Source organism: Mesocryomonas fontinalis, assembly GCF_055730125.2.
Map to the genome: position 1 here is coordinate 36,948 of NZ_JBUZWG020000008.1, position 20,641 is coordinate 57,588.

Annotated in this window: 22 protein-coding genes; 10 read left to right on the top strand and 12 right to left on the bottom strand. The window is 67.4% G+C overall.

Features of this window, described 5'->3' with window-relative positions; genetic code table 11:
* The first annotated feature begins 115 nt into the window (after positions 1-115).
* Positions 116-1,159 (top strand): class II fructose-bisphosphate aldolase, encoded by a 1,044-nt coding sequence (gene fba, locus ACZL02_RS18750; RefSeq protein ID WP_472940411.1) that lies wholly within the window; start codon positions 116-118, stop codon positions 1,157-1,159.
* A gap of 74 nt (positions 1,160-1,233) precedes the next feature.
* On the opposite strand, the gene ACZL02_RS18755 is transcribed toward fba, so the two are convergent.
* Positions 1,234-2,349: a YihY/virulence factor BrkB family protein gene (locus ACZL02_RS18755; protein WP_472940412.1), complete on the bottom strand. Its 1,116-nt coding sequence runs from the start codon at positions 2,347-2,349 to the stop codon at positions 1,234-1,236.
* Between the two features lie 297 nt (positions 2,350-2,646).
* On the opposite strand from ACZL02_RS18755, the gene ACZL02_RS18760 reads away from it, so the two are divergent.
* Positions 2,647-3,462, top strand: a complete 816-nt coding sequence (locus ACZL02_RS18760) for a potassium channel family protein (RefSeq protein ID WP_472940413.1) — start codon at positions 2,647-2,649, stop codon at positions 3,460-3,462.
* Positions 3,463-3,491: 29 nt separating this feature from the next.
* Here ACZL02_RS18760 and ACZL02_RS18765 read toward each other — a convergent pair whose 3' ends face one another.
* Positions 3,492-4,547 carry a DUF808 domain-containing protein gene (locus ACZL02_RS18765; protein WP_472940414.1) on the bottom strand — a complete coding sequence of 352 codons (1,056 nt, stop codon included), beginning with the start codon at positions 4,545-4,547 and terminating at the stop codon, positions 3,492-3,494.
* A 123-nt stretch (positions 4,548-4,670) separates the two neighbouring features.
* Between ACZL02_RS18765 and ACZL02_RS18770 the strand changes: the two genes are divergently transcribed.
* On the top strand, positions 4,671-5,201 hold the full coding sequence (locus ACZL02_RS18770; protein WP_472940415.1) for a metallophosphoesterase family protein: 531 nt from the start codon (positions 4,671-4,673) through the stop codon (positions 5,199-5,201).
* 39 nt (positions 5,202-5,240) lie between these two features.
* On the opposite strand, the gene ACZL02_RS18775 is transcribed toward ACZL02_RS18770, so the two are convergent.
* From ACZL02_RS18775 to ACZL02_RS18785, 3 genes are all read right to left on the bottom strand, one after another.
* Complete coding sequence (locus ACZL02_RS18775; RefSeq protein ID WP_472940416.1) at positions 5,241-5,444, bottom strand: hypothetical protein; 204 nt, start codon at positions 5,442-5,444, stop codon at positions 5,241-5,243.
* An 85-nt stretch (positions 5,445-5,529) separates the two neighbouring features.
* Positions 5,530-5,745, bottom strand: a complete 216-nt coding sequence (locus ACZL02_RS18780) for a hypothetical protein (RefSeq protein WP_472934769.1) — start codon at positions 5,743-5,745, stop codon at positions 5,530-5,532.
* A gap of 43 nt (positions 5,746-5,788) precedes the next feature.
* Entirely contained in the window at positions 5,789-6,364 is a 576-nt protein-coding gene (locus ACZL02_RS18785; RefSeq protein WP_472940417.1) for a hypothetical protein, read from the bottom strand.
* Between the two features lie 367 nt (positions 6,365-6,731).
* Between ACZL02_RS18785 and ACZL02_RS18790 the strand changes: the two genes are divergently transcribed.
* The 4 genes from ACZL02_RS18790 to ACZL02_RS18805 all read left to right on the top strand — a co-directional run bounded on the left by ACZL02_RS18790 (position 6,732) and on the right by ACZL02_RS18805 (position 11,369).
* Positions 6,732-7,637 carry a DMT family transporter gene (locus ACZL02_RS18790; RefSeq protein ID WP_472940418.1) on the top strand — a complete coding sequence of 302 codons (906 nt, stop codon included), beginning with the start codon at positions 6,732-6,734 and terminating at the stop codon, positions 7,635-7,637.
* 175 nt (positions 7,638-7,812) lie between these two features.
* A complete protein-coding gene (locus ACZL02_RS18795; RefSeq protein WP_472940419.1) occupies positions 7,813-8,868 on the top strand; it encodes a sugar phosphate isomerase/epimerase family protein in 1,056 nt (351 codons plus the stop codon).
* 138 nt (positions 8,869-9,006) lie between these two features.
* Positions 9,007-10,179 (top strand): Gfo/Idh/MocA family protein, encoded by a 1,173-nt coding sequence (locus ACZL02_RS18800; protein WP_472940420.1) that lies wholly within the window; start codon positions 9,007-9,009, stop codon positions 10,177-10,179.
* A gap of 218 nt (positions 10,180-10,397) precedes the next feature.
* Positions 10,398-11,369, top strand: coding sequence for an SH3 domain-containing protein (locus ACZL02_RS18805; protein ID WP_472940421.1), 972 nt, complete (start codon positions 10,398-10,400; stop codon positions 11,367-11,369).
* A gap of 55 nt (positions 11,370-11,424) precedes the next feature.
* Here ACZL02_RS18805 and ACZL02_RS18810 read toward each other — a convergent pair whose 3' ends face one another.
* The 6 genes from ACZL02_RS18810 to ACZL02_RS18835 are packed head-to-tail and all read right to left on the bottom strand — an operon-like array spanning position 11,425 to position 17,059.
* The gene (locus ACZL02_RS18810) at positions 11,425-12,627 is read right to left on the bottom strand and encodes a M20 aminoacylase family protein (RefSeq protein ID WP_472940422.1); all 1,203 of its coding nucleotides are present in this window, start codon (positions 12,625-12,627) and stop codon (positions 11,425-11,427) included.
* Positions 12,628-12,638: 11 nt separating this feature from the next.
* Positions 12,639-13,415 (bottom strand): amino acid ABC transporter ATP-binding protein, encoded by a 777-nt coding sequence (locus ACZL02_RS18815; protein WP_472934776.1) that lies wholly within the window; start codon positions 13,413-13,415, stop codon positions 12,639-12,641.
* Positions 13,412-14,371: an amino acid ABC transporter permease gene (locus tag ACZL02_RS18820; RefSeq protein ID WP_472940423.1), complete on the bottom strand. Its 960-nt coding sequence runs from the start codon at positions 14,369-14,371 to the stop codon at positions 13,412-13,414. The genes ACZL02_RS18815 and ACZL02_RS18820 overlap by 4 nt, the downstream gene beginning before the upstream one ends.
* On the bottom strand, positions 14,368-15,258 hold the full coding sequence (locus tag ACZL02_RS18825) for an ABC transporter substrate-binding protein (protein ID WP_472940424.1): 891 nt from the start codon (positions 15,256-15,258) through the stop codon (positions 14,368-14,370). The genes ACZL02_RS18820 and ACZL02_RS18825 overlap by 4 nt, the downstream gene beginning before the upstream one ends.
* 41 nt (positions 15,259-15,299) lie before the next feature.
* Complete coding sequence (locus ACZL02_RS18830) at positions 15,300-16,088, bottom strand: deaminated glutathione amidase (RefSeq protein WP_472940425.1); 789 nt, start codon at positions 16,086-16,088, stop codon at positions 15,300-15,302.
* Positions 16,085-17,059: a substrate-binding domain-containing protein gene (locus ACZL02_RS18835; RefSeq protein WP_472940426.1), complete on the bottom strand. Its 975-nt coding sequence runs from the start codon at positions 17,057-17,059 to the stop codon at positions 16,085-16,087. Before ACZL02_RS18835 ends, ACZL02_RS18830 begins: the two co-directional genes overlap by 4 nt.
* Before the next feature lie 104 nt (positions 17,060-17,163).
* Between ACZL02_RS18835 and ACZL02_RS18840 the strand changes: the two genes are divergently transcribed.
* Positions 17,164-18,492 carry an aminotransferase-like domain-containing protein gene (locus ACZL02_RS18840; RefSeq protein WP_472940427.1) on the top strand — a complete coding sequence of 443 codons (1,329 nt, stop codon included), beginning with the start codon at positions 17,164-17,166 and terminating at the stop codon, positions 18,490-18,492.
* Between the two features lie 111 nt (positions 18,493-18,603).
* On the top strand, positions 18,604-19,383 hold the full coding sequence (locus tag ACZL02_RS18845) for a transporter substrate-binding domain-containing protein (protein ID WP_472940428.1): 780 nt from the start codon (positions 18,604-18,606) through the stop codon (positions 19,381-19,383).
* 33 nt (positions 19,384-19,416) lie between these two features.
* On the opposite strand, the gene ACZL02_RS18850 is transcribed toward ACZL02_RS18845, so the two are convergent.
* Positions 19,417-19,938: a hypothetical protein gene (locus ACZL02_RS18850; RefSeq protein ID WP_472940429.1), complete on the bottom strand. Its 522-nt coding sequence runs from the start codon at positions 19,936-19,938 to the stop codon at positions 19,417-19,419.
* 277 nt (positions 19,939-20,215) lie between these two features.
* On the opposite strand from ACZL02_RS18850, the gene ACZL02_RS18855 reads away from it, so the two are divergent.
* Positions 20,216-20,512 (top strand): hypothetical protein, encoded by a 297-nt coding sequence (locus ACZL02_RS18855; RefSeq protein WP_472940430.1) that lies wholly within the window; start codon positions 20,216-20,218, stop codon positions 20,510-20,512.
* The last annotated feature ends 129 nt before the right edge of the window (positions 20,513-20,641 follow it).

A 20,641-nucleotide genomic window follows, 5' to 3' on the forward strand; every position in this document is an offset into this window, starting at 1 on the left:
TCAACAGAAACCATGTGATATTGAGATTTTGGTTGTGACGGAGGGCGGCTTCGACTATTCGACCTTTCGAGTTCCCCACCCGCGTCGACCGCGACGAAGCACCGGAGATTTCGCCATGGCCCGCATCACCCTTCGCCAGCTGCTCGACCACGCCGCCGAACATGGCTACGGCGTTCCCGCCTTCAACATGAGCAACATGGAGCAAGGGCTGGCGATCATGGCCGCGGCCGACGCCACGGGCTCGCCGGTGATCCTGCAGGCCAGCCGCGGCGCCCGCGCCTATGCCAACGACATCGTGTTGGCACGGCTGATCGACGGTCTGGTCGAGATCTATCCGCACATCCCGGTCTGCATGCACCTAGACCACGGCAACAATCTCGCGACCTGCGTCACCGCCATCCAGAACGGCTTCACCTCGGTGATGATGGACGGGTCGCTGCTCGAGGACGGCAAGACCCCCGCCGACTATGCCGCCAACGTCGCCATCACCCGCCGGGTGGTCGAGACGGCGCATGCCGCGGGCGTTTCGGTCGAGGGCGAGCTCGGGGTGCTCGGCTCGCTCGAGACCGGCATGGGCGACCAGGAGGACGGGCACGGCGCGACGGAGAAGCTCGGCGAGGATCAGCTGCTGACCGATCCCGAGGAGGCCGCGCGCTTCGTCGCCGAGACCGGCGTCGACGCGCTGGCCGTCGCGATGGGCACCAGCCACGGCGCCTACAAGTTTACCCGCAAGCCGGATGGCGACGTCCTGGCGATGGATGTGATCGAGGCGATCCACCAGCGCCTGCCGAACACCCATCTGGTGATGCACGGCTCTTCTTCCGTGCCGGAGGAACTCTGCGCGATCATCAACGCCCATGGCGGGGCGATCAAGCCGACCTGGGGCGTTCCGGTCGAGGAGATCCAGCGCGGCATCCGTCATGGCGTGCGCAAGATCAACATCGACACCGACCTGCGCCTCGCCCTTACGGCCACCATCCGCCGCGAACTCTGGAACGACCCCGCCGAGTTCGACCCGCGCAAGTACCTGAAGCCGGGGATGGATGCGATGCGCGACGTCTGCATCGGCAAGTTCGAAGCCTTCGGCACCGCCGGACAGGCGGCGGATATCCGTGCCAAGCCGCTGTCGGCAATGGCCAAGTACTACGCCGCCGGCTGATCCTGGCTCGAGCATTTCCGAGGATCAGGCGCTTCAACGCTGGTTTCGCTAGCGCCTGATCTCCAGCCGGTGGATCAGGTCGTTTCGCCCAGGGTATCGGCCATCTGGGCGCCCCGGCTGCCGAGCGGCAGGGCGGGCGAGGTCGTGGTGTCCTCCGCCGTCTGATGCTCGAGTTCGGCGTTGAGCTCGGCACCCAGCAATACGACGATGGTCGAAATCCAGATCCAGGTCATGAAGCCGATGGCGGCGCCGAGCGAGCCATAGGTCTCGTCATAGCTGCCGAAGTTCTGCACGTACCAGGAAAACAGCACCGAGAAGATCACCCACAGCGCGGCGGCGACCACACCGCCCCAGGAAATCCACCGCCACTTGGCGCGCGCGCGGCTGGGACCGGTGCGGTAGATCAGCGTCAGGCCGAAAGCCACGACCACCAGCAGCACCGGCCACCGCAGCCAGAGCAGCCACGTCTCGATCGACCCGAGCCAGAAGAAGTCGAGCACGATCGGCAGGAGGACCATCGAGGACAGAGCGAGGATCAGGAAGACGATGGTGCCGAGCGTGAAGGCGAGGGTGACGAGGGTCAGCCTGACGAAGCCACGCTTCTCCTTCTCCTCGTAGACGATGTTCATGGCGTCGAAGAGCGTCTTCATTCCGGCATTGGCGCTCCACAGCGCGATGCCGAGGCCGAAGATCATGCCGAAGCCGAGCTTGGCATCGCCTTGTGAGGCGACACGCACCATCTGCTCGCTGATGATGTCCACCGCCCCGGATGGCAGGACGCCGGAGATCGCCGAGATCTGCTCGCCAAGGTTCGACGCGTCGGTGAACAGGCCGTAGATCGAGATCAGCGCGGTAATCGCGGGGAAGAGCGCCAGGAGCACGTAGAAGGTGACGCCGGCCGCGACCAGCATCAGCCGGTCGTCGCCGAACTCCTGGTAGGTACGGACCAGAACGTCCTTCCAGCCCTTCGCCGGCAGCTTCGACGGGCTGTCGGCATCGCGGCCACGACCGGGCGCTGCCGGGAGCGACGTCGAGCGGGACGGGCCGCGCCAAGCCGCCTCGTCGGTCTCATCGTCCTCTCCGGACCTTGTTCCGCGGCCGAGCACGTAGCCGGCGAGCGCAAGGGATCCGGCGGCACCGATGGCCGTGCAGAGGTCGCCGAGACGGGAGGGTCGGGAAGGGATGGGCATCGGGCACTCCGGTCAATCGTCGGGTTGTCTGCAGAGGCGTGGTCTGTCTGCGCCAACGCACGAGGTCGCCCGTCGTTGCGCCGGTCCGGCAACCCAGCGTCACGACACGCCTCACGCTACAACCTCGAGCAGTTTGCCTTGGCAAATCGACGGGGCCCGATGGTCCCGGCGTAGACCTTGGCGACGATTGCGGTAGAACAGGCGCCGGCCGCTTTTCCCCTGCGCATTCTCGGCGAAGGGCGGCCGCTCTGATGCCTTCCCGGCGGACATTCCCCGGTCATTCCTGGAACCGACAGCGTGCCGAAGAAGCCGGACCCCTCCGCCCCGACCTTGTCGGAACCGCTGACGCGTCTCGAGCGGCTGCGCGTTCGGCTGCATGCGCTTTATCATGGCAGTGCCCCGTCCGCCCGGCGCTTCCAGATGGTGGTCATCTCCATCGATTTCCTGACCATCGCCTTCTTCATCGCGACGCCCGTCCTGCAGGACAAGGCGCTGTTCCTGTGGCTCGACACCGGCGTCGCCTTGCTGCTGGCCTGCGATCTGATCGGGCGGGGACTGGCCAGCGGCAGCATTCGGCGCTGGTTGCTGCGCCCCTTCGTCTGGGTGGACCTGTTCATCCTGGCGACGCTGCTCGCGCCCTATTGGCTGGTCAATTACGGCTTCCTGCGCATCCTCAGGCTGTGGTCGCTGTCGCGCAGCGGGATCCTCTGGCGGCCGCTGCGGGGAATTGGACTGCGCAAATGGGAGGAGGCGGGCCGATCGGTCGTCAACCTCGTGACCTTCCTGCTGGTCGCCACCGGTTTCATCTACACGTTCTTCTTCCGCTCCGGCTCCGGCTTCACTGGCTATGTCGACGCGCTCTACTTTACCGTGGCGACGGTCACGACCACCGGCTTCGGCGACATCACCTTGCCGGGACCGGCGGGCAAGCTGACGTCGATCGTCACCATGCTGATCGGCATCTCGCTGTTCGTCCGCCTCGCCCAGGCGATCTTCCGCCCCTACAAGGTGGACTTCACCTGTCCGCGCTGCGCGCTGCAGCGGCACGAGCCCGACGCCGTGCACTGCAAGGCCTGCGGGCTTCTCCTGAAAATCCCGGACCTCGACGACTAAGCTGCGCTGCACTGTCGCTTCAGGGCGCTCTAGGAATGCGGCGTTTTCGTTGGAGCCAGTTTGCTGGCGGGAGACGCCGTGTCGGCCGGCGCCTCCTTGCCGCGCCCGAAGAGGCCGCGAACGGCCTTGGCGATGGGCGCGAGGACGAAGCTGGTGATCGGGATGAGAGCCGCCCCGACGATGAGGCCAACCACGCCGGCGCCGGCGGCTCCGACGATCCATTCCACCACACCGCTCACTGCGGGCACCGCGGCGGCCGCCGCGACCGAGGCGGCATGGATCAGATGCGCCGGCGCCTCGACACCATAGCCCTCAAGGCCGTGCACGATGATGCCGCCGCCGACCCAGACCATGGCGGCCGTGCCGACGATGCCGAGGATCTTCAGGAACACCGGCATGCCGACCACGAGCCCGCGGCCGATCGCCCGCAACATCCCCCCGAACAGCCCGGTCGACGACACCTTTGCCAGCGCGAGGCCGACATCGTCGGCTTTGACGATGAGCGCGACGCCGCCGTAGACGAGCGCCGTGATGCCGATCCCGACGATCGCCAGAATCAGCGCCTGAACCCAGAGGCTCCCCTCCGGCAGCGAGGCGAGGGTCAACGCCATGATCTCGGCGGACAGGATGAAGTCCGTCCGGATGGCGCTCGACACCCGCGCGTTTTCCATCGCCGTGGCGTCGCCGGGTTTCGCCGCTACCTTGGTCTCGTGCGCATGGGCGTTGGCGGGCAGCAGGGCTTCGTAGATCTTCTCCGCGCCCTCGTAGCAGAGATAGGCGCCGCCCAGCATCAGCAGCGGCGTGACGCCCCAGGGCGCGAAGACGCTGAGCGCGAGCGCGGCAGGCAGCAGGAAGACGAGCTTGTTGCGCAGCGAGCCGAGGGCGATCTTGCCGACGATCGGCAGTTCGCGGTCGGCTGCGAAGCCGACGACGTAGCGCGGCGTGACCGCGGCATCGTCGATCACCACACCCGCCGCCTTCACGCCGGCCCGGCCGGCCTGCGCGGCGACATCGTCCAGCGAGGCGGCCGCCACCTTGGCCAAGGCTGCGACGTCATCGAGAAGGGCGATCAGACCAATGCTCACGAAGAATTCCTTTTAACTCGCCGGTGCCGGCATTCCGGGCGCCCGCGTCACTTCAGTCACCCGAGTCTCTGCCAAACGGCCGTCCGCGCTTTTCGGTCCCGTGCCACGCCCCATAACAGGGCCATGATCTATTTCACCGCCGACACGCATTTCAACGATCCGCGCATTCTCCGCATCGACCGCCGTCCCTTCGCCGATCTTGCCGCGCATGACGAGGCTCTGGTGACGGCGTGGAACGGCGTCGTCGGCGCCGATGACGAGGTGTGGCACCTCGGCGATGTCGCGCGCGGCACGCCGGAGTTCAAATCCTCACTGCTCGCCCGGCTGAACGGGCGAAAGCACCTGATCACCGGCAACAACGACGATGCGGCGACTTCAGCCGATCCGGCTTGGGACAGCGTCGGGGCCTATGCCGAACTCACCGTCGATGACGTGAAGCTGGTGCTCTGCCACTATGCCTTCCGGACCTGGAACCAGATGGGCAAGGGCGCGATCAACCTGCACGGCCATTCCCACGCAAAGCTGAAACCGATACCGCGCCAGTTCGATGTCGGGGTCGACGCGTTTCCCTACTGTCCGGTGACGCTGGCCGAAATCCTCGCCTCGCGCAAACGGCGGGGGCGGAGCGATGCCGAAAGTATCGAGGAGGGATGATCACGACAGAGGCTAACCCGGCGCCCCCTCATCAACCCTTCAGTCCACATCCTGCGGATGATGAATGGGGCAAAAATGACGGTCGATACGGTATCCGCCGGAGGTGCTCTCGATAAACCAGCCAGCCTGCCGTGCCTCGTGCAGCGTCTGGCGGTCCTTCGACCATGTCAGGTTCAGCGAGAATGTCGCCTTGCAGCCCCGCTCGTCGCATTCGACATAACGACCGACATGCTCGCCCCTCATGCGCCTCCGAACTCCACTGTCGAGGAAGGGAGCTGCCGTGAAACCATTGCGATTTCGGCGGGGGCAACTGCCGGACGCAGCTGTCTCATCCGAGCGGCGCTGCGGTCTCGAGCCACTCCCGCGCCTTGTCCTCCGAGGCAAACAGCGGATCCGACGGCGCTTCCAGCACCTCACCCTCGCGGGTACGCATCAGCTCGCGGCCGCGGTAGCAGGTATTCCAGATGCCTTCCGGGTCCTTTTTCTCGAAGCTGAAGATACGGCGAGCGCCATTCTCGGCGATCAGCGTCTCATTGCGTTCCATGCATCCGTCCTTTCAATGGCGCATCTGCCTCTGCCCACGCGCCTCAGCGAAACTGAAACCGGAACTCTGAGTTCCGATCGTTCCGGTCGTCGCGATGCCGGGCGCGACGGTTCTCCCTGTCGGGCCGCCTGTCATAGCCCCGCGCATCGCGGCGATCATCTCCGCCATCATAGCCCCGCTGATCGCGGCGACCGTAATCCCTGTCCCGGTCATAATCGCGGTCACGATCGACGCCGCGGCCGTCATGCCGGTCATGACGACGGTCATAGCGGTCATCCCGGCGGTCATAGCCCCTTGCGTCCCGACGCCGGGAGTCGCCGCGATCGTCACGTCCGAAGCGCCGGTCGCCACGGCCCTCGTCGCTGTAACGCCCGCCATATTCGCCGAAGCGCCGGAACCCGTCATCCCGGTAGTCGCCTTCTCCGAACCGGCCGCGCCGAAAGTCGCCACCCCGGAAATCCCTGCCCCTGTAGTCGCCACCCCGGAAGTCGCGAACGATCTGGCTGCGCGCCTCGCGGGCGAAATCGCTGCCGAAATCTTCGGCCTTTGCCGTCGCCGGACCAAGCGTCGACACCGCGATCAGCGCCAACGAAGCGAATAGATTTCTGAGACGGGTCAAGCAATTGCTCCTGTGCGACCATCCAAACTGCCGCCCCGGTCGGATGTTCCCTGTCGGATGGTCCATCGGGCGTGCCGGGCGGAGTTTCTCTGGAAGCGACGGCGGCGTCGAGCGTGACTTGTAAAGACGCTTAACCGAAAGCCGCCTACGTACCCGCCGAGCGGACACGCCCGAGGTATCGCGGGGTCCGGGTCGCTGCCATCGCAGCCTGTGGCACGGTTGGTTCTGGCCCGTCCCCCGCCTCTCCCGTTACCCGTCTCCCCGATAGCGGCGGGGCAGCGCTTGCCAAGCAAGTCTGCTTCGGCGAAGACCAGCGCCGGCTTGGCTCCGATGCCCGCCGGGACAGGCCGATGAGGAAAGACCTGATATGGCGGATCATCCCCCGCGCCTTGGCGTCAGCCTGCTGATGCTTCTGGCCCTCGCGACGCTCTGGGGCGCCTCCTACAGCTTCATCAAGGTCGGCGTTTCCACCATCCCGCCGATCACCCTGATCGCCACGCGCACGCTGATCGCCGGCGGATTGCTGCTGGTGATCCTGCGCCTGCGGGGCCTTCGCCTGCCGACCGACAAGCGCAACACCAAGCGCTTCCTGATCCAGGCCTGCCTCAATTCGGTGCTGCCTTTCACGCTCGTCGCCTGGGGCGAGCAGCACGTCGACGCCGGGCTGGCGGTAATCCTCAACTCGCTGACGCCGGTCTTCGCCTTCCTCATCAATGCGCTGGTGACGCGGCACGAGACGGTGACGGGTCCGAAGATCTTCGGCGTCGCCGCCGGTCTCGTCGGCATCTGCCTCGTCGTCGGCCCGGCCGCGCTCGCCGGTTTCGGCACGGCGCTGACCGCGCAGCTCGCCATCGTCTTTGCCGCGGTCGCCTATGGCGCGGCGGTGACCTTTGGCCGGACGTTCCGGGATCTCGACCCGATGATGCCGGCGGCGGGCTCCCTGATCTGGGGTGCGGCGATCCTCATCCCTGTCAGCCTCCTCGTCGACCAGCCCTGGACGCTGCAGCCCTCGCAGGCCTCGATCCTGGCGCTCCTTGCCCTCTCGGTGTTCTCGACGGCGCTCGCCTTCGTCATCTACTTCACGCTGCTGCAGCGGCTCGGCTCGGTCGGCACCACGGCGCAGGCCTATCTGCGCGTGCCGATCGGCGTCGGCATCGGCGTCGTCTTCCTCGGCGAGGTGCCGCAGCCGTCGGCTTGGATCGGCCTCGGCTTCGTCGTCGTCAGCGTTGTCGCGATGACCCTTCCGGCGCGGCGGGCACGGCCCGCCACCTGAGCTGGCCGCGCGCCGCTGCGCCAAGCGCCGGATATTCTCGCTGCAGCCAGGCGGTGAGGCTGGCCACTCCGGACGGCGCTCGATAAGCTTTCCCTGCGGCCGGCTGATCGGATCGCCGACGACGTCGCTCCGCGGCGCGATCGAATGATCCGGTACGCCGGAGGGGAGGGGACGCATGACAATCAAAGGGCCCGGAATTTTCCTCGCACAGTTCGCCGGCGACGCCGAGCCGTTCCATTCGCTCGACGCGATCTGTGGCTGGGCGGCGTCGCTCGGCTACGAGGGCGTGCAGATCCCGAGCTGGGACGCCCGGCTGTTCGACCTCGGCAAGGCCTCGGAATCGAAGGACTACTGCGACGAGATCGCGGGCGTGGTGGCAACGCACGGCCTCGTCATCACCGAGCTATCGGCTCATCTCCAAGGGCAGCTGGTCGCCGTCCATCCCGCCTATGACGAACTCTTCGACGGGTTTGCGGCGCCCGAGGTGCGCGGCAACCCGGCGGCGCGCCAAGCCTGGGCGGTGGATCAGGTCAAGCGCATGGCCAGGGCCTCGCGCCATCTCGGCCTCGGCGAGGCCGCGGCCTTCTCCGGGGCGCTCGCCTGGCCCTACGTCTATCCCTGGCCGCAGCGGCCGGCGGGTCTCGTGGAGGCGGCGTTCGACGAGCTCGCCAGGCGATGGCTGCCGATCCTCGACGTATTCGACGAGAACGGCGTCGACCTCTGCTTCGAGATCCATCCGGGCGAGGACCTGCACGACGGCGCGAGCTACGAGATGTTCCTCGAGCGCGTCAACGATCACGCCCGGGCGCGGCTCCTCTACGACCCCTCGCACTTCGTGCTGCAGGGCATGGACTACCTCGCCAACATCGACATCTACCACGAGCGGATCGGGATGTTCCACGTCAAGGACGCCGAGCTGAATCCGACCGGCCGGCAAGGCGTCTATGGCGGCTTCCAGTCGTGGAAGGACCGGGCCGGCCGTTTCCGCTCGCTTGGCGACGGGCAGGTGGATTTCGGCGCGGTGTTTTCCAAGCTGACCCAGTACGGCTACACCGGCTGGGCCGTGCTGGAGTGGGAATGCGCGATCAAGAGCGCGGAGCAAGGCGCGCGGGAGGGGGCCCCGTTCATCGCCGCTCACATCATCGAGCAAGGCGACCGGTCCTTCGACGACTTCGCCGGTTCCGGTGCGGATGCCGCGGCCAACCGAAGGGTGCTCGGGCTCGACCGCTAACCTCGACCTGCTCTTATGGTTCGGCGGAGAGGCCGCGCCGCGGGATAGCACCGCGGGTTGGTGAACATCAGACCCGCAGAGGGCTTGAGGGCTTGCGGGCTCAGCCCAGCGTCGCGGGCAGGCACAAGGGAGAACAGGATGGTTTCGGGATCGGCGCCCATGACGGGCAAGCGGCCGCTGCGGCTGGGCATGGTCGGCGGCGGCCAGGGCGCGTTCATCGGCGCGGTGCACCGCATCGCCGCGCGGATCGATGACGACTTCCAGCTCGTCGCCGGCGCTTTCTCGTCCGATCCCGAGCGGGCGCGCGCTTCGGCCGCCGAATACGGCGTCGCCGAAGACCGCGCCTACGCCAGTTTCGAGGAAATGGCACTTGCCGAAGCCGTGCGACCGGACGGTGCCGAGGCGGTGGCGATCGTCACGCCCAACCACCTGCATTTCGCGCCGGCGAAAACCTTCCTCGAAGCCGGCTTTCACGTCATCTGCGAAAAGCCGCTGACCGCGCGGCTGGAGGATGCGGTGGCGCTGGCCGCCATCGCCCAGCGCTCCGGCCGCGTCTTCGTCCTCACCCACAACTATACCGGCTATCCCATGGTGCGGCAGGCGCGCGAGATGGTGGCCGCCGGCGACCTCGGCGCAGTGCGCGTCGTGCAGGTGGAATACGTGCAGGACTGGCTGACCGAGGCCGCCGAGCATGCCGGCTCCAAGCAAGCGGAATGGCGCGTCGATCCGGAAAAGGCCGGCGCCGGCGGCGCGCTCGGCGACATCGGCTCGCACGCCTTCAATCTCGTCTCCTTCGTCACCGGACTGACGATGGAAAGCGTCGCCGCCGACCTCGCGACCTTCGTGCCCGGCCGGCGGCTCGACGACAATGATCACGTCATGCTGCGTTTTTTGGGCGGGGCGAAGGGCATGCTCTGGGCGAGCCAGGTCGCGCCGGGCCACGAGAACGGCCTGAAGCTGCGCGTCTACGGCGAGAAGGGCGGGCTGGAGTGGTTCCAGGAGAACCCGAACCAGCTGTGGTTCACGCCCTTCGGCGGCAGCCAGCAGCGGATTACCCGCGGCGGCGCGGGCGCGGGGGCTGCCGCCGCACGCGTCACCCGCATCCCGGCCGGCCACCCCGAAGGCTATCTCGAGGGGTTCGCCACCCTCTACCGCGAGGCGGCCGCGGCGATCCGGGCCGTCGATGGCGGACAGGCGCTGCCGGAGGGCGTGGTGTATCCGACGGTCGAGGACGGTCTCTCGGCCATGCGCTTCATCGACGCCTGCGTGCGCTCGTCGCGGGACGACAGCCGCTGGACGTCCTGCCTCTGAGGCGTAGGCGTGCCTCTTCGGCGGGCCGTGCGCAGAGCCTCAATGTTCGAAGCGCCGTGACCGGGCCGGCGTTGCGGGTGACGCGAGGGGCGTACGCCTGCCGGTCGCGCGGTAGCCCTGTCCGCCGGATCGGCCCCAGTCGCACCCGCAGACCGCCGCACCCTTAGGACCGCCACTATTGCGCGGGAAAGCTCTTCTTCTGCAGGAAAGAGGCTTTCATGGATTCGCTCGGGCCGAAACAAAACGCCGCCGCAACGCCGGCCCGCGCGCGCTACCGGCGGGTTCTTCTCAGGACGGCCGCCTGGATCATCGCGGTCCCCGCCTTGTGCGCCCTTGTGGTCCTCGGCGGCGCGGCGCCGGTCTACCTTCTCCTGCCCGGGACCGACGCGTCGCCGCCGCCGTCCAGTGCAGTCACAGCGACGAACGACGCCGCGCCGAAACCAGCTCCTGCCCCCGCACCGGAACGCGTGGCGGCGAAGGAGCCGGCAGCGGCCGACACGGCGACGCCGGACGAACTGCCGGCCCCGGTCGACGACGTCGCCAGCGCATCACCGGCGACCGTCGAGGCCGCGCCCGCGGAGACGGCGGAGCCCGAGGTGTCCGAGGAGCTGGTGCCACCGGCGGTCGCCGCGGTGCCGACGCCGCGCCCGGCCCGCCCGGACACGCAGGTAGCTGCCATCGCCGAGCCCAGCCGCTTGCCCGTCGGCCCTCGGCCGGAGACAGCGGCCGCGCCGCCGCCAGTGCGAGAGGCGGTGCGGGAGGCTCCACGGGAGCGGGCGCCGGAGCGCCGCCTGGTCACAATCCGCCCGACGGCCGTTCGCTCGGCACCGGGCGGGGCGGAGATCGGCGTCCTCGCCCGCGGCGCGGAAGTCGTGGTCGGCCGCTGCGACGACTGGTGCGAGGTCAGTGCCAACGGGCTTCGCGGCTGGCTTCACCCGTCCTTCCTCACCGAGGCTGGCAACCGGTCGGCCCCGCGTGCTGCCGGCGGCAATGACAGAAGCCGCCCGATCGCACGGCGCGGTGACGAAGACCGGCCTGTCATACGGCGCCGCGAAGCACCCGCGTATGACGATCGCTGGGAGGACGCGCCGCCCCGCCGCGACTGGCGGGAGCGAAGCCGCGAGCGCTACGTCGGCGGAGAGCGGTGGCGGCGCGACGAGGATCCCGTCGAATTCTACGGCTACGAGTGAACCGCCGCGCCTCGCCGCGGAAGGCGCAGGATGGCCGCTGTCACCGCTCTTCGGTTCAGGCCGCGTCGGCCTCGAGGTAGCGCTCGGTCAGCCGGGCCCAGGCGGCGGCGCCGGCGGTGAGGCTGGCATCGGCGAAGTCGTAGGTCGAGCTGTGCAGGATCGGCGAGTCGACGCCGTTGCCGAGCCGCAGGAACGAGCCGGGCCGGTGCTCAAGGAAATAGGCAAAGTCCTCGCTGCCGGGAATCAGCGGGCAGGTCGAGACGTTTTCTTCGCCCACGAGCTCCTCGATGACGCCGCGTGCAAAAGCCGTCTCGGCCTCGGAATTCACGACGACGGGATAGCCGCGGACGTAGTCGATCTCCGCCGTCGCGCCGTAGCCTTCGACATGCGCCTCGGTGAGCTTGCGGATGCGCTGCTCCAGGATGTCGCGGATCGCCGGCTCGAACGAGCGGACGCTGACCTGGATCACCGCGGTGGCGGGAATGACGTTGGACGCCTCGCCGGCATGGATGGTGCCGACGGTGACGACGGCGGTCTGGGTCGGGTCGATGTTGCGGGAGACGACGGTTTGCAGCGCCATCACCAGGCTGCAGGTGACGACGATCGGGTCGACCGTCAAATGCGGGCGCGAGGCATGGCCGCCCTTGCCGACCACCTTGATGGTCACCGTGTCGGCCGCCGCCATGATCGGGCCGGGGCGGGTCATGAAGCTGCCCGTCGGGGCGCCGGGATGGTTGTGCAGGCCGAAGATCGCATCGCACGGAAAACGCTCGAACAGGCCATCGGCGATCATCGCCTGGGCGCCGCTGATGACGCCGGCCTCCTCCGCCGGCTGGAAGATCAGGTTCACGGTCCCGCTGAACCTCCGAGTGCGCGCCAGATACTCGGCCGCGCCGAGCAGCATCGTGGTGTGGCCGTCGTGGCCACAGGCGTGCATCTTGCCGGGCGCGGTGCTGGCATAGGATGCGCCGGTCTGCTCGGTGATCGGCAGTGCGTCCATGTCGGCGCGGATGGCGATGCTGCGGGTGCCGGCCCCGACGGTCAGACGGCCGACGACGCCGTGCCCGCCGACGTTCCGGGTGACCTCGAAACCCCAGCCTTCCAGCTTCTCCGCCACGAACCTTGCCGTCTCCGCCTCCTCGAAGGAGAGCTCGGGATGGGCGTGCAGATGCCGGCGCGTCGCCGTCATCTCGGGCAGCGCCGCCTCGAAGTCGGCAAGGCGGGCGAAGTCGTTGCTGGCGGCGATGGGGGCGGTCATGCTGGCATCTTTCAAATGAAACGTCCGAGAAAGGCCCGCGTCCGCGGATGTTGCGGATTGCCGAGAACGTCCTCGGGCCTGCCCTGTTCGACGATATGGCCGCCGTCCATGAAGACGACGCGATCCGCCGCCTCGCGGGCAAAGCCGATCTCGTGCGTGACGACGATCATCGTCAACCCCTCTTTGGCAAGATCGCGCATCGTCGCCAGCACTTCGCCGACGAGTTCGGGATCGAGCGCCGAGGTCGGTTCGTCGAAAAGCATGAGCTTCGGCTTGATCGCCAGCGCCCGGGCGATGGCCACGCGCTGCTGCTGCCCACCGGAGAGCTGGCGCGGATAGCTGTCCGCCTTCTCCGACAGGCCGACGCGGGCGAGGAGCTCGAGCCCGAAAGCCGTTGCCTCTCGGCGCGGAACGCCGTGCACGCCGATCGGCGCCTCGATGATGTTCTGCAGCGCGGTCATGTGCGGGTAGAGGTTGAACTGCTGGAAAACCATGCCGATCTTGCGCCGCTGCACGGTGATCGCCCGCTCCGAAAGCTTGTTCAGGCGGTCGTCCTTCAGGCGGTAGCCGATCTGCTCGCCGTCGACGGCGATCGAGCCCTGGTCGATCGATTCCAGGTGGTTGATGCAGCGCAGGAAGGTGGACTTGCCGGAGCCGGAGGGGCCGAGCACGACGACGACCTCGCCGGGGGCCACGTCGAGATCGATGCCTTTCAAGACCTCGAGATGGTCGAAGGCCTTGTGGACGTTGCGGGCTTCCACCAGTGGACGCGTCGAGGTCTCGCTCATTGGCTCGGCTCCTCTGCTGCGGCCAAAGCGGGTGGGACGGCCTCGGCCTTCGGCTTCTTCGCCGCCGGCGCCGAGTTGCGTTCGCCGCGGCCGTAATAGCGCTCGATGAAGCCCTGGCCGACGTTCAGCACGGAGGTGATGACGAGATACCAGGTGACCGCCACCAGCAGCATCGGCATGACCTCGAAGGTCGAGTTGTAGATGGTCTGCACGGAATAGAGCAGGTCCGCCATCGCGATGACGCTGACCAGCGAGGTTGCCTTGACCATGGAGATCAGCTGGTTGCCGGTCGGCGGCACGATCGACCGCATGGCCTGGGGGATGATGATGCGGCGCAAAGCGCGGCCGCGCGTCATGCCGAAAGCGGCCGCGGTCTCGACTTGCCCCTTGTCCACCGACAGAAGCCCACCGCGGATGATCTCGGCCATGTAGGCCGCCTCGTTCAGCGCGAGGCCGACGATGGCCGCGGTGATGGGGGTGATGAGGTCGTTGGTGTTCCAACTGGCGAGGGTCGGGCCGAACGGGATCGCGATCGAGATTTCCGGAAACAGCGTCGACATGTTGTACCAGAAGATCAGCTGGACCAGGAGCGGCGTGCCGCGGAAGAACCAGATGAACAGGCCGGCCAGCGTGCTCGCCAGCCTGTCGTTCGACATGCGGGCGATGGCGAGCAGCAATCCGAGGGCGGTGCCGAGCGCCATGGCGACGACCGTCAGCCAGAGGGTGACGGTGAGCCCGCGCAGGACCGTTTCCTCGGTGAGGTAGGAGAGGACGATCGGCCAGCCGAAATTGTCGTTGTTGGCGACGATCCAGGCGAAGTTCGCGGCAATGAGGAGCGTCAGCCCCCAGAGGACCAGCCGGTCTGTCCGAAACGGCTTGTGTGCCGTCGCGACGTCGCGCAGGCCATCTCGTGTGCTGCCGGATGTCGGGGCCGGAACGGTGGTCCCCCCGCTCACTGCGGCGACTTGCCGGCGAGGTTGATGCCGGCCTTCCCGATCATGTTGTTGCCCAGGCCCCACTTCTTCATGACCGCGGCATAGGTGCCGTTGTCCATGAGGATCTGCAGGCCGTCGCGCAGGATGCCGCCGAATTCGGAACCCTTGGGCACGACGGCGCCCTGGTAGAGGTTCTCGAAACCGTTCTTCTCGCCGACGCCGGAAAGCTCCAGCTGGCCATTCGCCTGTTCGACGAAGTAGGTCAGCGGCGCCTGCGACGAGAAGAAGGCGTCCGAGCGCTTGGAGCGGACCGCGAGGATCGACGTCGGCTGGTCGGAGAAGGACTGGACCTCGATGGCTTCCTTGCCGTCCGCCACGCACTTCGTCGTCTGGCCCTTGATCACCTTTTCGGCGGAGCCGCCGGCCATGACTGCAATCCGCTTGCCGCAGGCGGTGTCGAGCGAGACGATGCCCTCCGGATTGCCCTTGTGCACGGCGAAGACGACGTATTCCTGCACCCAGTCGACGAAATCATTGGCCTCCTGGCGAGAGACGAAGTCGCCGGTTGGGCCGAAGGCGAACTGGTAGCGGCCGGAGTTCACGCCGGAAAGGAGGGCCGGCAGGCCGCCGACGGTCGCATGGGTGATCTTGATGCCCAGGAGTTCGCCGATGGCGTCGGACAGGTCGGCGCTGGCGCCGGTCATGCCGTTGGCCGAGACGATCTCATAGGGCGGGAAGGAGCCGTTCGTGACCGAAATCATGGTGCCCGCCTTCTGGATTTCCTGAGGGAGCCGGGCGCGCAGGGCCTCGTTGACCGCTTGCTTGGCGACCGCTGCCTCCTGTGCGGAAGCAGTGCCCGTCAGCAATGTGGCGAGGAGGGCGGCGGAGGCGATGAGCTTCATGAGCATGCTGTTCCCCTTTGGATTCGGATGACGGGCGGGTGGATGGATCAGGCGAGTTCCGGCCGGGCGAACCGGCGGTTGGCAAGGACGGGAAGCACGGCGCGGGCATGGGCGATGCGGGCCGGATCGATCTCGGCGAAGACCAGGCATGGCCCTTCGCCGGCCTTGACGATGGCGACGCCGAGCGGGTCGACCACCATGCTGGCGCCGATGTTGCGCTCTCCGCATTCGCCGACGGCAACGACGTAGCAGGTGTTGTCGAGCGCCCGCGCCGTCACGAGAACGTCCCAGTGTGCCTCCTTGCCCGGACCCTTTACCCAGGCGGCCGGCAGCACCAGGATGTCGGCGCCGTCGACAGCGAGGCGGCGGGCGAGCTCGGGGAAGCGCAGATCGTAGCAGGTCATCGGGCCGAGCTTCAGCCCGTCGACCTCGACGAGGTCCGGCACCGCGTCACCGGGTACCACGTTGGTCGATTCGCGCCCGGTGAACGCGTCGTAGAGATGGAGCTTGTGGTACTGCGAGATGATGGCGCCGTCGCGAACGGTGACGAGGTTGTTGTGCACCCGCTCGCCGTCTGTCGGGACATGCACGCACAGCATGATTGTCAGGCTGTGGCCGCGGCTGGCGGCAAGCAGCCGCGCCATGAACGGCCCATCGAGCGGCTGGGCGGACCGGCGCACCAGCGCGGGGTCGGTGATGTCGCGGGCGAGGATGCCCTCCGGCAGTACCAGGAGGTCTGCCCCGCCGGCGACGGCCTCGCCGATCAGCCGCACGCAGGTGTCGGCATTCTCCTGCCAGACCTTGGCGACCGCGAACTGGCCGAGGGCGACCCTCACGCCGGCACCGTTGCGGTTGCCGCGACGCCCGGAAAGAGATCGCCCGGCGACAGCCGTTTCGGCAGGATTCCCTGGACATGGAGTTCCTCGGCGAAGCCGCGGATCATCCGGTCGTTCGCCACGAGGCCGTTGGCGTTCCAGTCCTCCGGCAAGTCGCGCGACACGCGGCGCAACTCGTCGATCATCCACGGCGTGGTATCGGCATACTTCCGGCGCTTCTGCAGCCAGACGCGCTGCGACTCGTCGATCAGCGTGCTCAGTTCCTCGGCGAGCCAAGGATGTTCTTCCGCAATCCCGGCCTTGAGCCCGATCAGATGCATGCCGGGGACGTAGCCGACATCTTTGAAGTAGGCGATCTCGGCGCCGCGGAAGTCTTCCACGACCTGCCGGAACTGCGAGCCCTCGTCGAAGAAGCCGTCAGGCATGAACGGCGTGAACACCGCATCCAGCGAACCGTCCTCTAGTGCTTCCATCATCGGGCGCTCGCTTGGCATCGCCTCGATACGTCCGGGGCGACCGAAACCATCGAGGCGATCGGTGATGGGATGCGCCGCCGTCAGGCGGCCGGCGAACCACATCGCATCGTCGACGCCGACGCCCTCGCGGCGCAGCGCCGCCCGTGTCCAGGTGTTGCCCGAATCCCGCCAGCCGGTGACGCCGATGCGCTTGCCGGCAAGCTGGCCGAGCGTGGTGATGCCGCTCGACTTTGCGGTGATGATGCAGCGGTGGCGGAAGCCGCGCATGATGAAGTTCGGAATGCCGAAAACGCTGTCGTCGCCGTCGGCGCGCAGCTGGGCGTAGCGGCTGAAGGAGGTTTCGGCAGCGTCGTAGGTCGGGTCCTTGCCGACATGGGCGATCAAGGTGCCGACGCGATTGACGGTGAGGTCGAGCCGCGCAGAGGAAACGTCCCCCAGCGCCAGTGGCGTGAGGTAGTCCCAGTCCCGGACGGCCAATCTAAGCTTTAACGCCATACACTTACCTGTTCTCGCAACATTTCCGCCACGCATGTGATAAATGTTCAGACCTCTCCGTTCAAATGCTATTACGTACCTGAACATTCGAAAGAGCGTAGATAATGAGCGATGTCGGCTCCGCCGCCTGGTTTGCGGAAAAGATAGGCAACAGGACCATGCGCGGGATTTCGCGCGAGACCAGCGCACTGATCAGGATGGGAGCGCTGCCAGTCGGCACCAAGCTGCCGCCGATCCGTGCGCTGGCTTTCGTGCTGGGGGTGAGCCCGGCGACGATCTCGGAGGCCTGGAGCGAACTGCGGCGCCAGAAGATCATCTCCGGCCGCGGCCGGAACGGCACCTTCGTCAGCGGCGACCGGTACGGGGCCAAGCCGGAGCGGCTGGCGAGCTCGGGGCATTACGGCGCCGACGTGCTCGATCTGTCGAAGGCCGTTCCCGACGTCCGCCTGTTGCCACCGCTCGCCGAGGCTCTCGCCTACGGCGCCTCGGCGGAAAACCTCAACAGTTACGACCGCATCCGCATCCTGCCGGAGCTGGAGGAAGCCGTCCGGCCGACCTGGCCCTACGAGCCGGGGGCGTTCCTTGCGACGAATGGCGGCTACAATGCCGTCTATGCCTTGCTGCATGCGCTGGTCGTGCCGGGATCGCTCATCGCCATCGAGGATCCGACGGCCATGCGGCTGCTGGATATCCTCGAGGATCTCGGCGTCCATATCCTGCCGGTGGAATGTGATGCCGATGGCCCGTTGCCGGCCTCGCTCGCCAATGCCCTGTCGCGCAAGCCGGCGGCATTCCTGTTTCAGCCCCGGCTGCATTCGGTCACCGGCAGGACCGTCGGCGCGGCACGCCTCGCGGCGCTGGGCGACGTCCTCGACGGCAGCGACACGCTGATCATCGAGGACGACGGGGTTGCCGACATTTCGAGCGCGCCGCGGCAGTCGCTCGGCGGCCGTTTTCCGGACCGTGTGATTCACATCGTCTCCTATTCGAAGACGCTCGGTCCAGACCTGCGCCTGGCGGTGCTGTCGGGCTCGGCAGTCATCGTCGAGCAGATCCAGTCCTACCGCAGCTTCAGCGCCGGCTGGACAAGCCGGGTCTTGCAGGCGGCCGGGGCCTGGCTGATGCGCGAGCCCGCCATTGCGGATGGGCTGGCGCAAGCGCGCGACCTCTACCAGCAGCGGCGTGACGCCTTGGCCGACGCGCTCCGCCGCCGCCGCGTGTCGGTCGCGGAGGGCGCAGGCCTCTGCGTCTGGCTTCAGGTGCCGTCGGAGCCGTTCGCCCTGGTTACGCTGGCGGCGCGGGGCATCGCGGTGCATCCCGGCACGAAGTTCTCCGTTCTCCCGATCAGCAGCATTCGGATCGCGACAGGCAGCCTGACGGACCGCTGCGAGGAGGTGGCAGAGGCGCTCGCCCTTGCCTGTTCGGTGGAATAGGTGAGGAAAGCCATGGGCCGTCGGCGATCCGGCTTGTTGGCTGGATCGCCGGCCGTCTAGGTTGCTGCGAGCAAGAAAGCTTTGGTCCTCTGACAATAAGGAATGGTGGCGATGGCGATGAGAATGCGGGTCGTGCTGGCGGCGCTGGCCGTTGTTTCATCCTGGCCGGCGGCGGCTGCGGAGACGTCTTCCCGGCTCGACGACGTCGTGGCGCGCAAAGAGCTGAACATCTGCACCACCGGCGACTATCGGCCGTTCTCCTACCGTCCCGAGGGCGCCAACGACTTCGTCGGGATCGACATCGACCTCGGCCGCTCGCTGGCGAAATCGCTCGAGGCCGAGCCGGTGTTCATTCAGACCAAGTGGTCGGACCTGATGGCTGACTTCAAGGCCAAGTGCGACATCGCCATGGGCGGGATCTCGGTGACGCTGGCGCGCCAGCGCGACGCCTTCTTCAGCGAGATGTACCTCGTCAACGGCAAGGCGCCGATCGTGCGCTGCGGCGATCTCGCGAAGTACCAGACGGTCGAGGCCATCGACCAGCCGGAGACCCGCGTGATCGTCAATCCCGGCGGCACCAACGAGAAGTTCGCCCGGGCCAGCCTCGGGAAGGCGCAGATCCAGCTGTTTCCCGACAACCGCGTGATCTTCAAGGAGATCCTGGAAGGCCGCGCCGATGTGATGGTGGCTGAATCCGTCGAGGTGAAGCTGCAGGAAAAGCTGCATGACGGGCTCTGCGCGGTGAACCCCGACAAGCCGCTGCAGTACGGCGAGATGGGCTTCCTGCTGCCGCGCGGCGACATCGTCTTCAAGGCCTATGTCGACCAGTGGCTGCATCTTGCAAAGGCGACCGGCGAGTTCGACAGGATCTTCCAGTCGAACATGAAGTAAGAGCCGAAGCTTTCGCTGGCGGGCTTCGGCGCCCTACCGGTTGTCCAGTCCCTTGGCGGAACGCTCGGCCCGGATCGCGTCGGCTTCCCGGGCGATCTGGTCGCGAAGCTCGATTAGCCCGGCGCGGGTCGTCGCGTGAAGGGCGGCCGGAAGCGACGGGTCGGGATAGGCAGCGTCCCACGCCAGCACCGCATCGATCGTCCGCCCGAGCTCGGCGGTATCGCCAAACGCCCAGCCGTTGACGGACGGTCCGACCGTCGCGATCAGCGCCGAGAACACCGCGGGCTCGCCCGTCGGGTCCTGGTCTGGATCGGCGTTAATGCGCGTGCGCCAGCGCAATTGCCCGGCATAGAACCAGAAGCTCGCCTCCGCCTGCCGCCCCGCCGCCATCAGCGGCGGCGCCTTCAGCATCAGCTGGCTCGGATGCAGCGTTGCGGCCGCCTCGGCGCCGGCGGGAAAGCCCGGGTCGCCGGCGGTTGCGAGCGTTGGGGTGGCAAACAGCAGGAGGATGACGACGCTGCAGCGGAGGAAGCGGTGGGGCGTGCGCGGGAACATGGGCTGGCTGTCTTTCAGGCCGGGAGTGCCGGGGGGGGCGAGCTTTCCTGTCGATGATCGCGCCGCTAAGCTCTGCCTACAAGTGCTGTGGGCATACAAGTGATGCGGGCATACAAGTGCTGTGGATGGTGCGATGCGGTGGACGAGGGTGCTTTGCCACCCGGCCTCCGCCCCCTATGAGGCGGTGGCGGGTTTTCGCGGGCGGCTCGAAGGCCGCTGCGATCCTCCGCCGTAATACTCCCGTCGACCATCGCATTACCTGTTGAAAGGCATCACCATGTCCCTGCTTCCGCGCCTTGTCCTCGCTCTCCTCGCTGCCGTGATCGTCGGCGGCGGCTACATGGCGTTCGATCGGTCCCGGGATGCCGAATGGGTGGTGTCGCCCGCGGCCATCGCGGCGGCGAAGGCGGAGGGCAAGATGGGCGTCGAGGACGGCCGGGGCTCGGTCACCGTCCTGCCGGTCCGCTCCGGGACGGCGGATGTGCTGCCGGTCAAGTGGGCGGTGGCCGGCTTTGCCGCCGGCGCGCTGGTGTTCGCCGTAACCCGCCGTCGTCTTCCCGCCAAGCCACGCTGACGCCGGCAGCCCGCCTGGCTCTGCTCGTTCGTTAAGGCCGGTGCGAAGGCGCACGGAGCGGCAACACCTGGCCTGCAAACACTGGTGCTCTTCTAAAAGTGCGCGGCAAGCCCTTGCAATCATTCGAAG

What these genes read in the sequence shown, in the direction of transcription:
- ACZL02_RS18835 (WP_472940426.1), bottom strand. Translation starts at nt 17,059, where the DNA reads ATGGCGTTAAAGCTTAGATTGGCCGTCCGGGACTGGGACTACCTCACG.
- ACZL02_RS18815 (WP_472934776.1), bottom strand. Translation starts at nt 13,415, where the DNA reads ATGAGCGAGACCTCGACGCGTCCACTGGTGGAAGCCCGCAACGTCCAC.
- ACZL02_RS18800 (WP_472940420.1), top strand. Translation starts at nt 9,007, where the DNA reads ATGGTTTCGGGATCGGCGCCCATGACGGGCAAGCGGCCGCTGCGGCTG.
- ACZL02_RS18855 (WP_472940430.1), top strand. Translation starts at nt 20,216, where the DNA reads ATGTCCCTGCTTCCGCGCCTTGTCCTCGCTCTCCTCGCTGCCGTGATC.
- ACZL02_RS18840 (WP_472940427.1), top strand. Translation starts at nt 17,164, where the DNA reads ATGAGCGATGTCGGCTCCGCCGCCTGGTTTGCGGAAAAGATAGGCAAC.
- ACZL02_RS18755 (WP_472940412.1), bottom strand. Translation starts at nt 2,349, where the DNA reads ATGCCCATCCCTTCCCGACCCTCCCGTCTCGGCGACCTCTGCACGGCC.
- ACZL02_RS18825 (WP_472940424.1), bottom strand. Translation starts at nt 15,258, where the DNA reads ATGCTCATGAAGCTCATCGCCTCCGCCGCCCTCCTCGCCACATTGCTG.
- ACZL02_RS18845 (WP_472940428.1), top strand. Translation starts at nt 18,604, where the DNA reads ATGGCGATGAGAATGCGGGTCGTGCTGGCGGCGCTGGCCGTTGTTTCA.
- ACZL02_RS18780 (WP_472934769.1), bottom strand. Translation starts at nt 5,745, where the DNA reads ATGGAACGCAATGAGACGCTGATCGCCGAGAATGGCGCTCGCCGTATC.
- ACZL02_RS18810 (WP_472940422.1), bottom strand. Translation starts at nt 12,627, where the DNA reads ATGACCGCCCCCATCGCCGCCAGCAACGACTTCGCCCGCCTTGCCGAC.
- fba (WP_472940411.1), top strand. Translation starts at nt 116, where the DNA reads ATGGCCCGCATCACCCTTCGCCAGCTGCTCGACCACGCCGCCGAACAT.
- ACZL02_RS18790 (WP_472940418.1), top strand. Translation starts at nt 6,732, where the DNA reads ATGGCGGATCATCCCCCGCGCCTTGGCGTCAGCCTGCTGATGCTTCTG.
- ACZL02_RS18805 (WP_472940421.1), top strand. Translation starts at nt 10,398, where the DNA reads ATGGATTCGCTCGGGCCGAAACAAAACGCCGCCGCAACGCCGGCCCGC.
- ACZL02_RS18850 (WP_472940429.1), bottom strand. Translation starts at nt 19,938, where the DNA reads ATGTTCCCGCGCACGCCCCACCGCTTCCTCCGCTGCAGCGTCGTCATC.
- ACZL02_RS18775 (WP_472940416.1), bottom strand. Translation starts at nt 5,444, where the DNA reads ATGAGGGGCGAGCATGTCGGTCGTTATGTCGAATGCGACGAGCGGGGC.
- ACZL02_RS18795 (WP_472940419.1), top strand. Translation starts at nt 7,813, where the DNA reads ATGACAATCAAAGGGCCCGGAATTTTCCTCGCACAGTTCGCCGGCGAC.
- ACZL02_RS18770 (WP_472940415.1), top strand. Translation starts at nt 4,671, where the DNA reads ATGATCTATTTCACCGCCGACACGCATTTCAACGATCCGCGCATTCTC.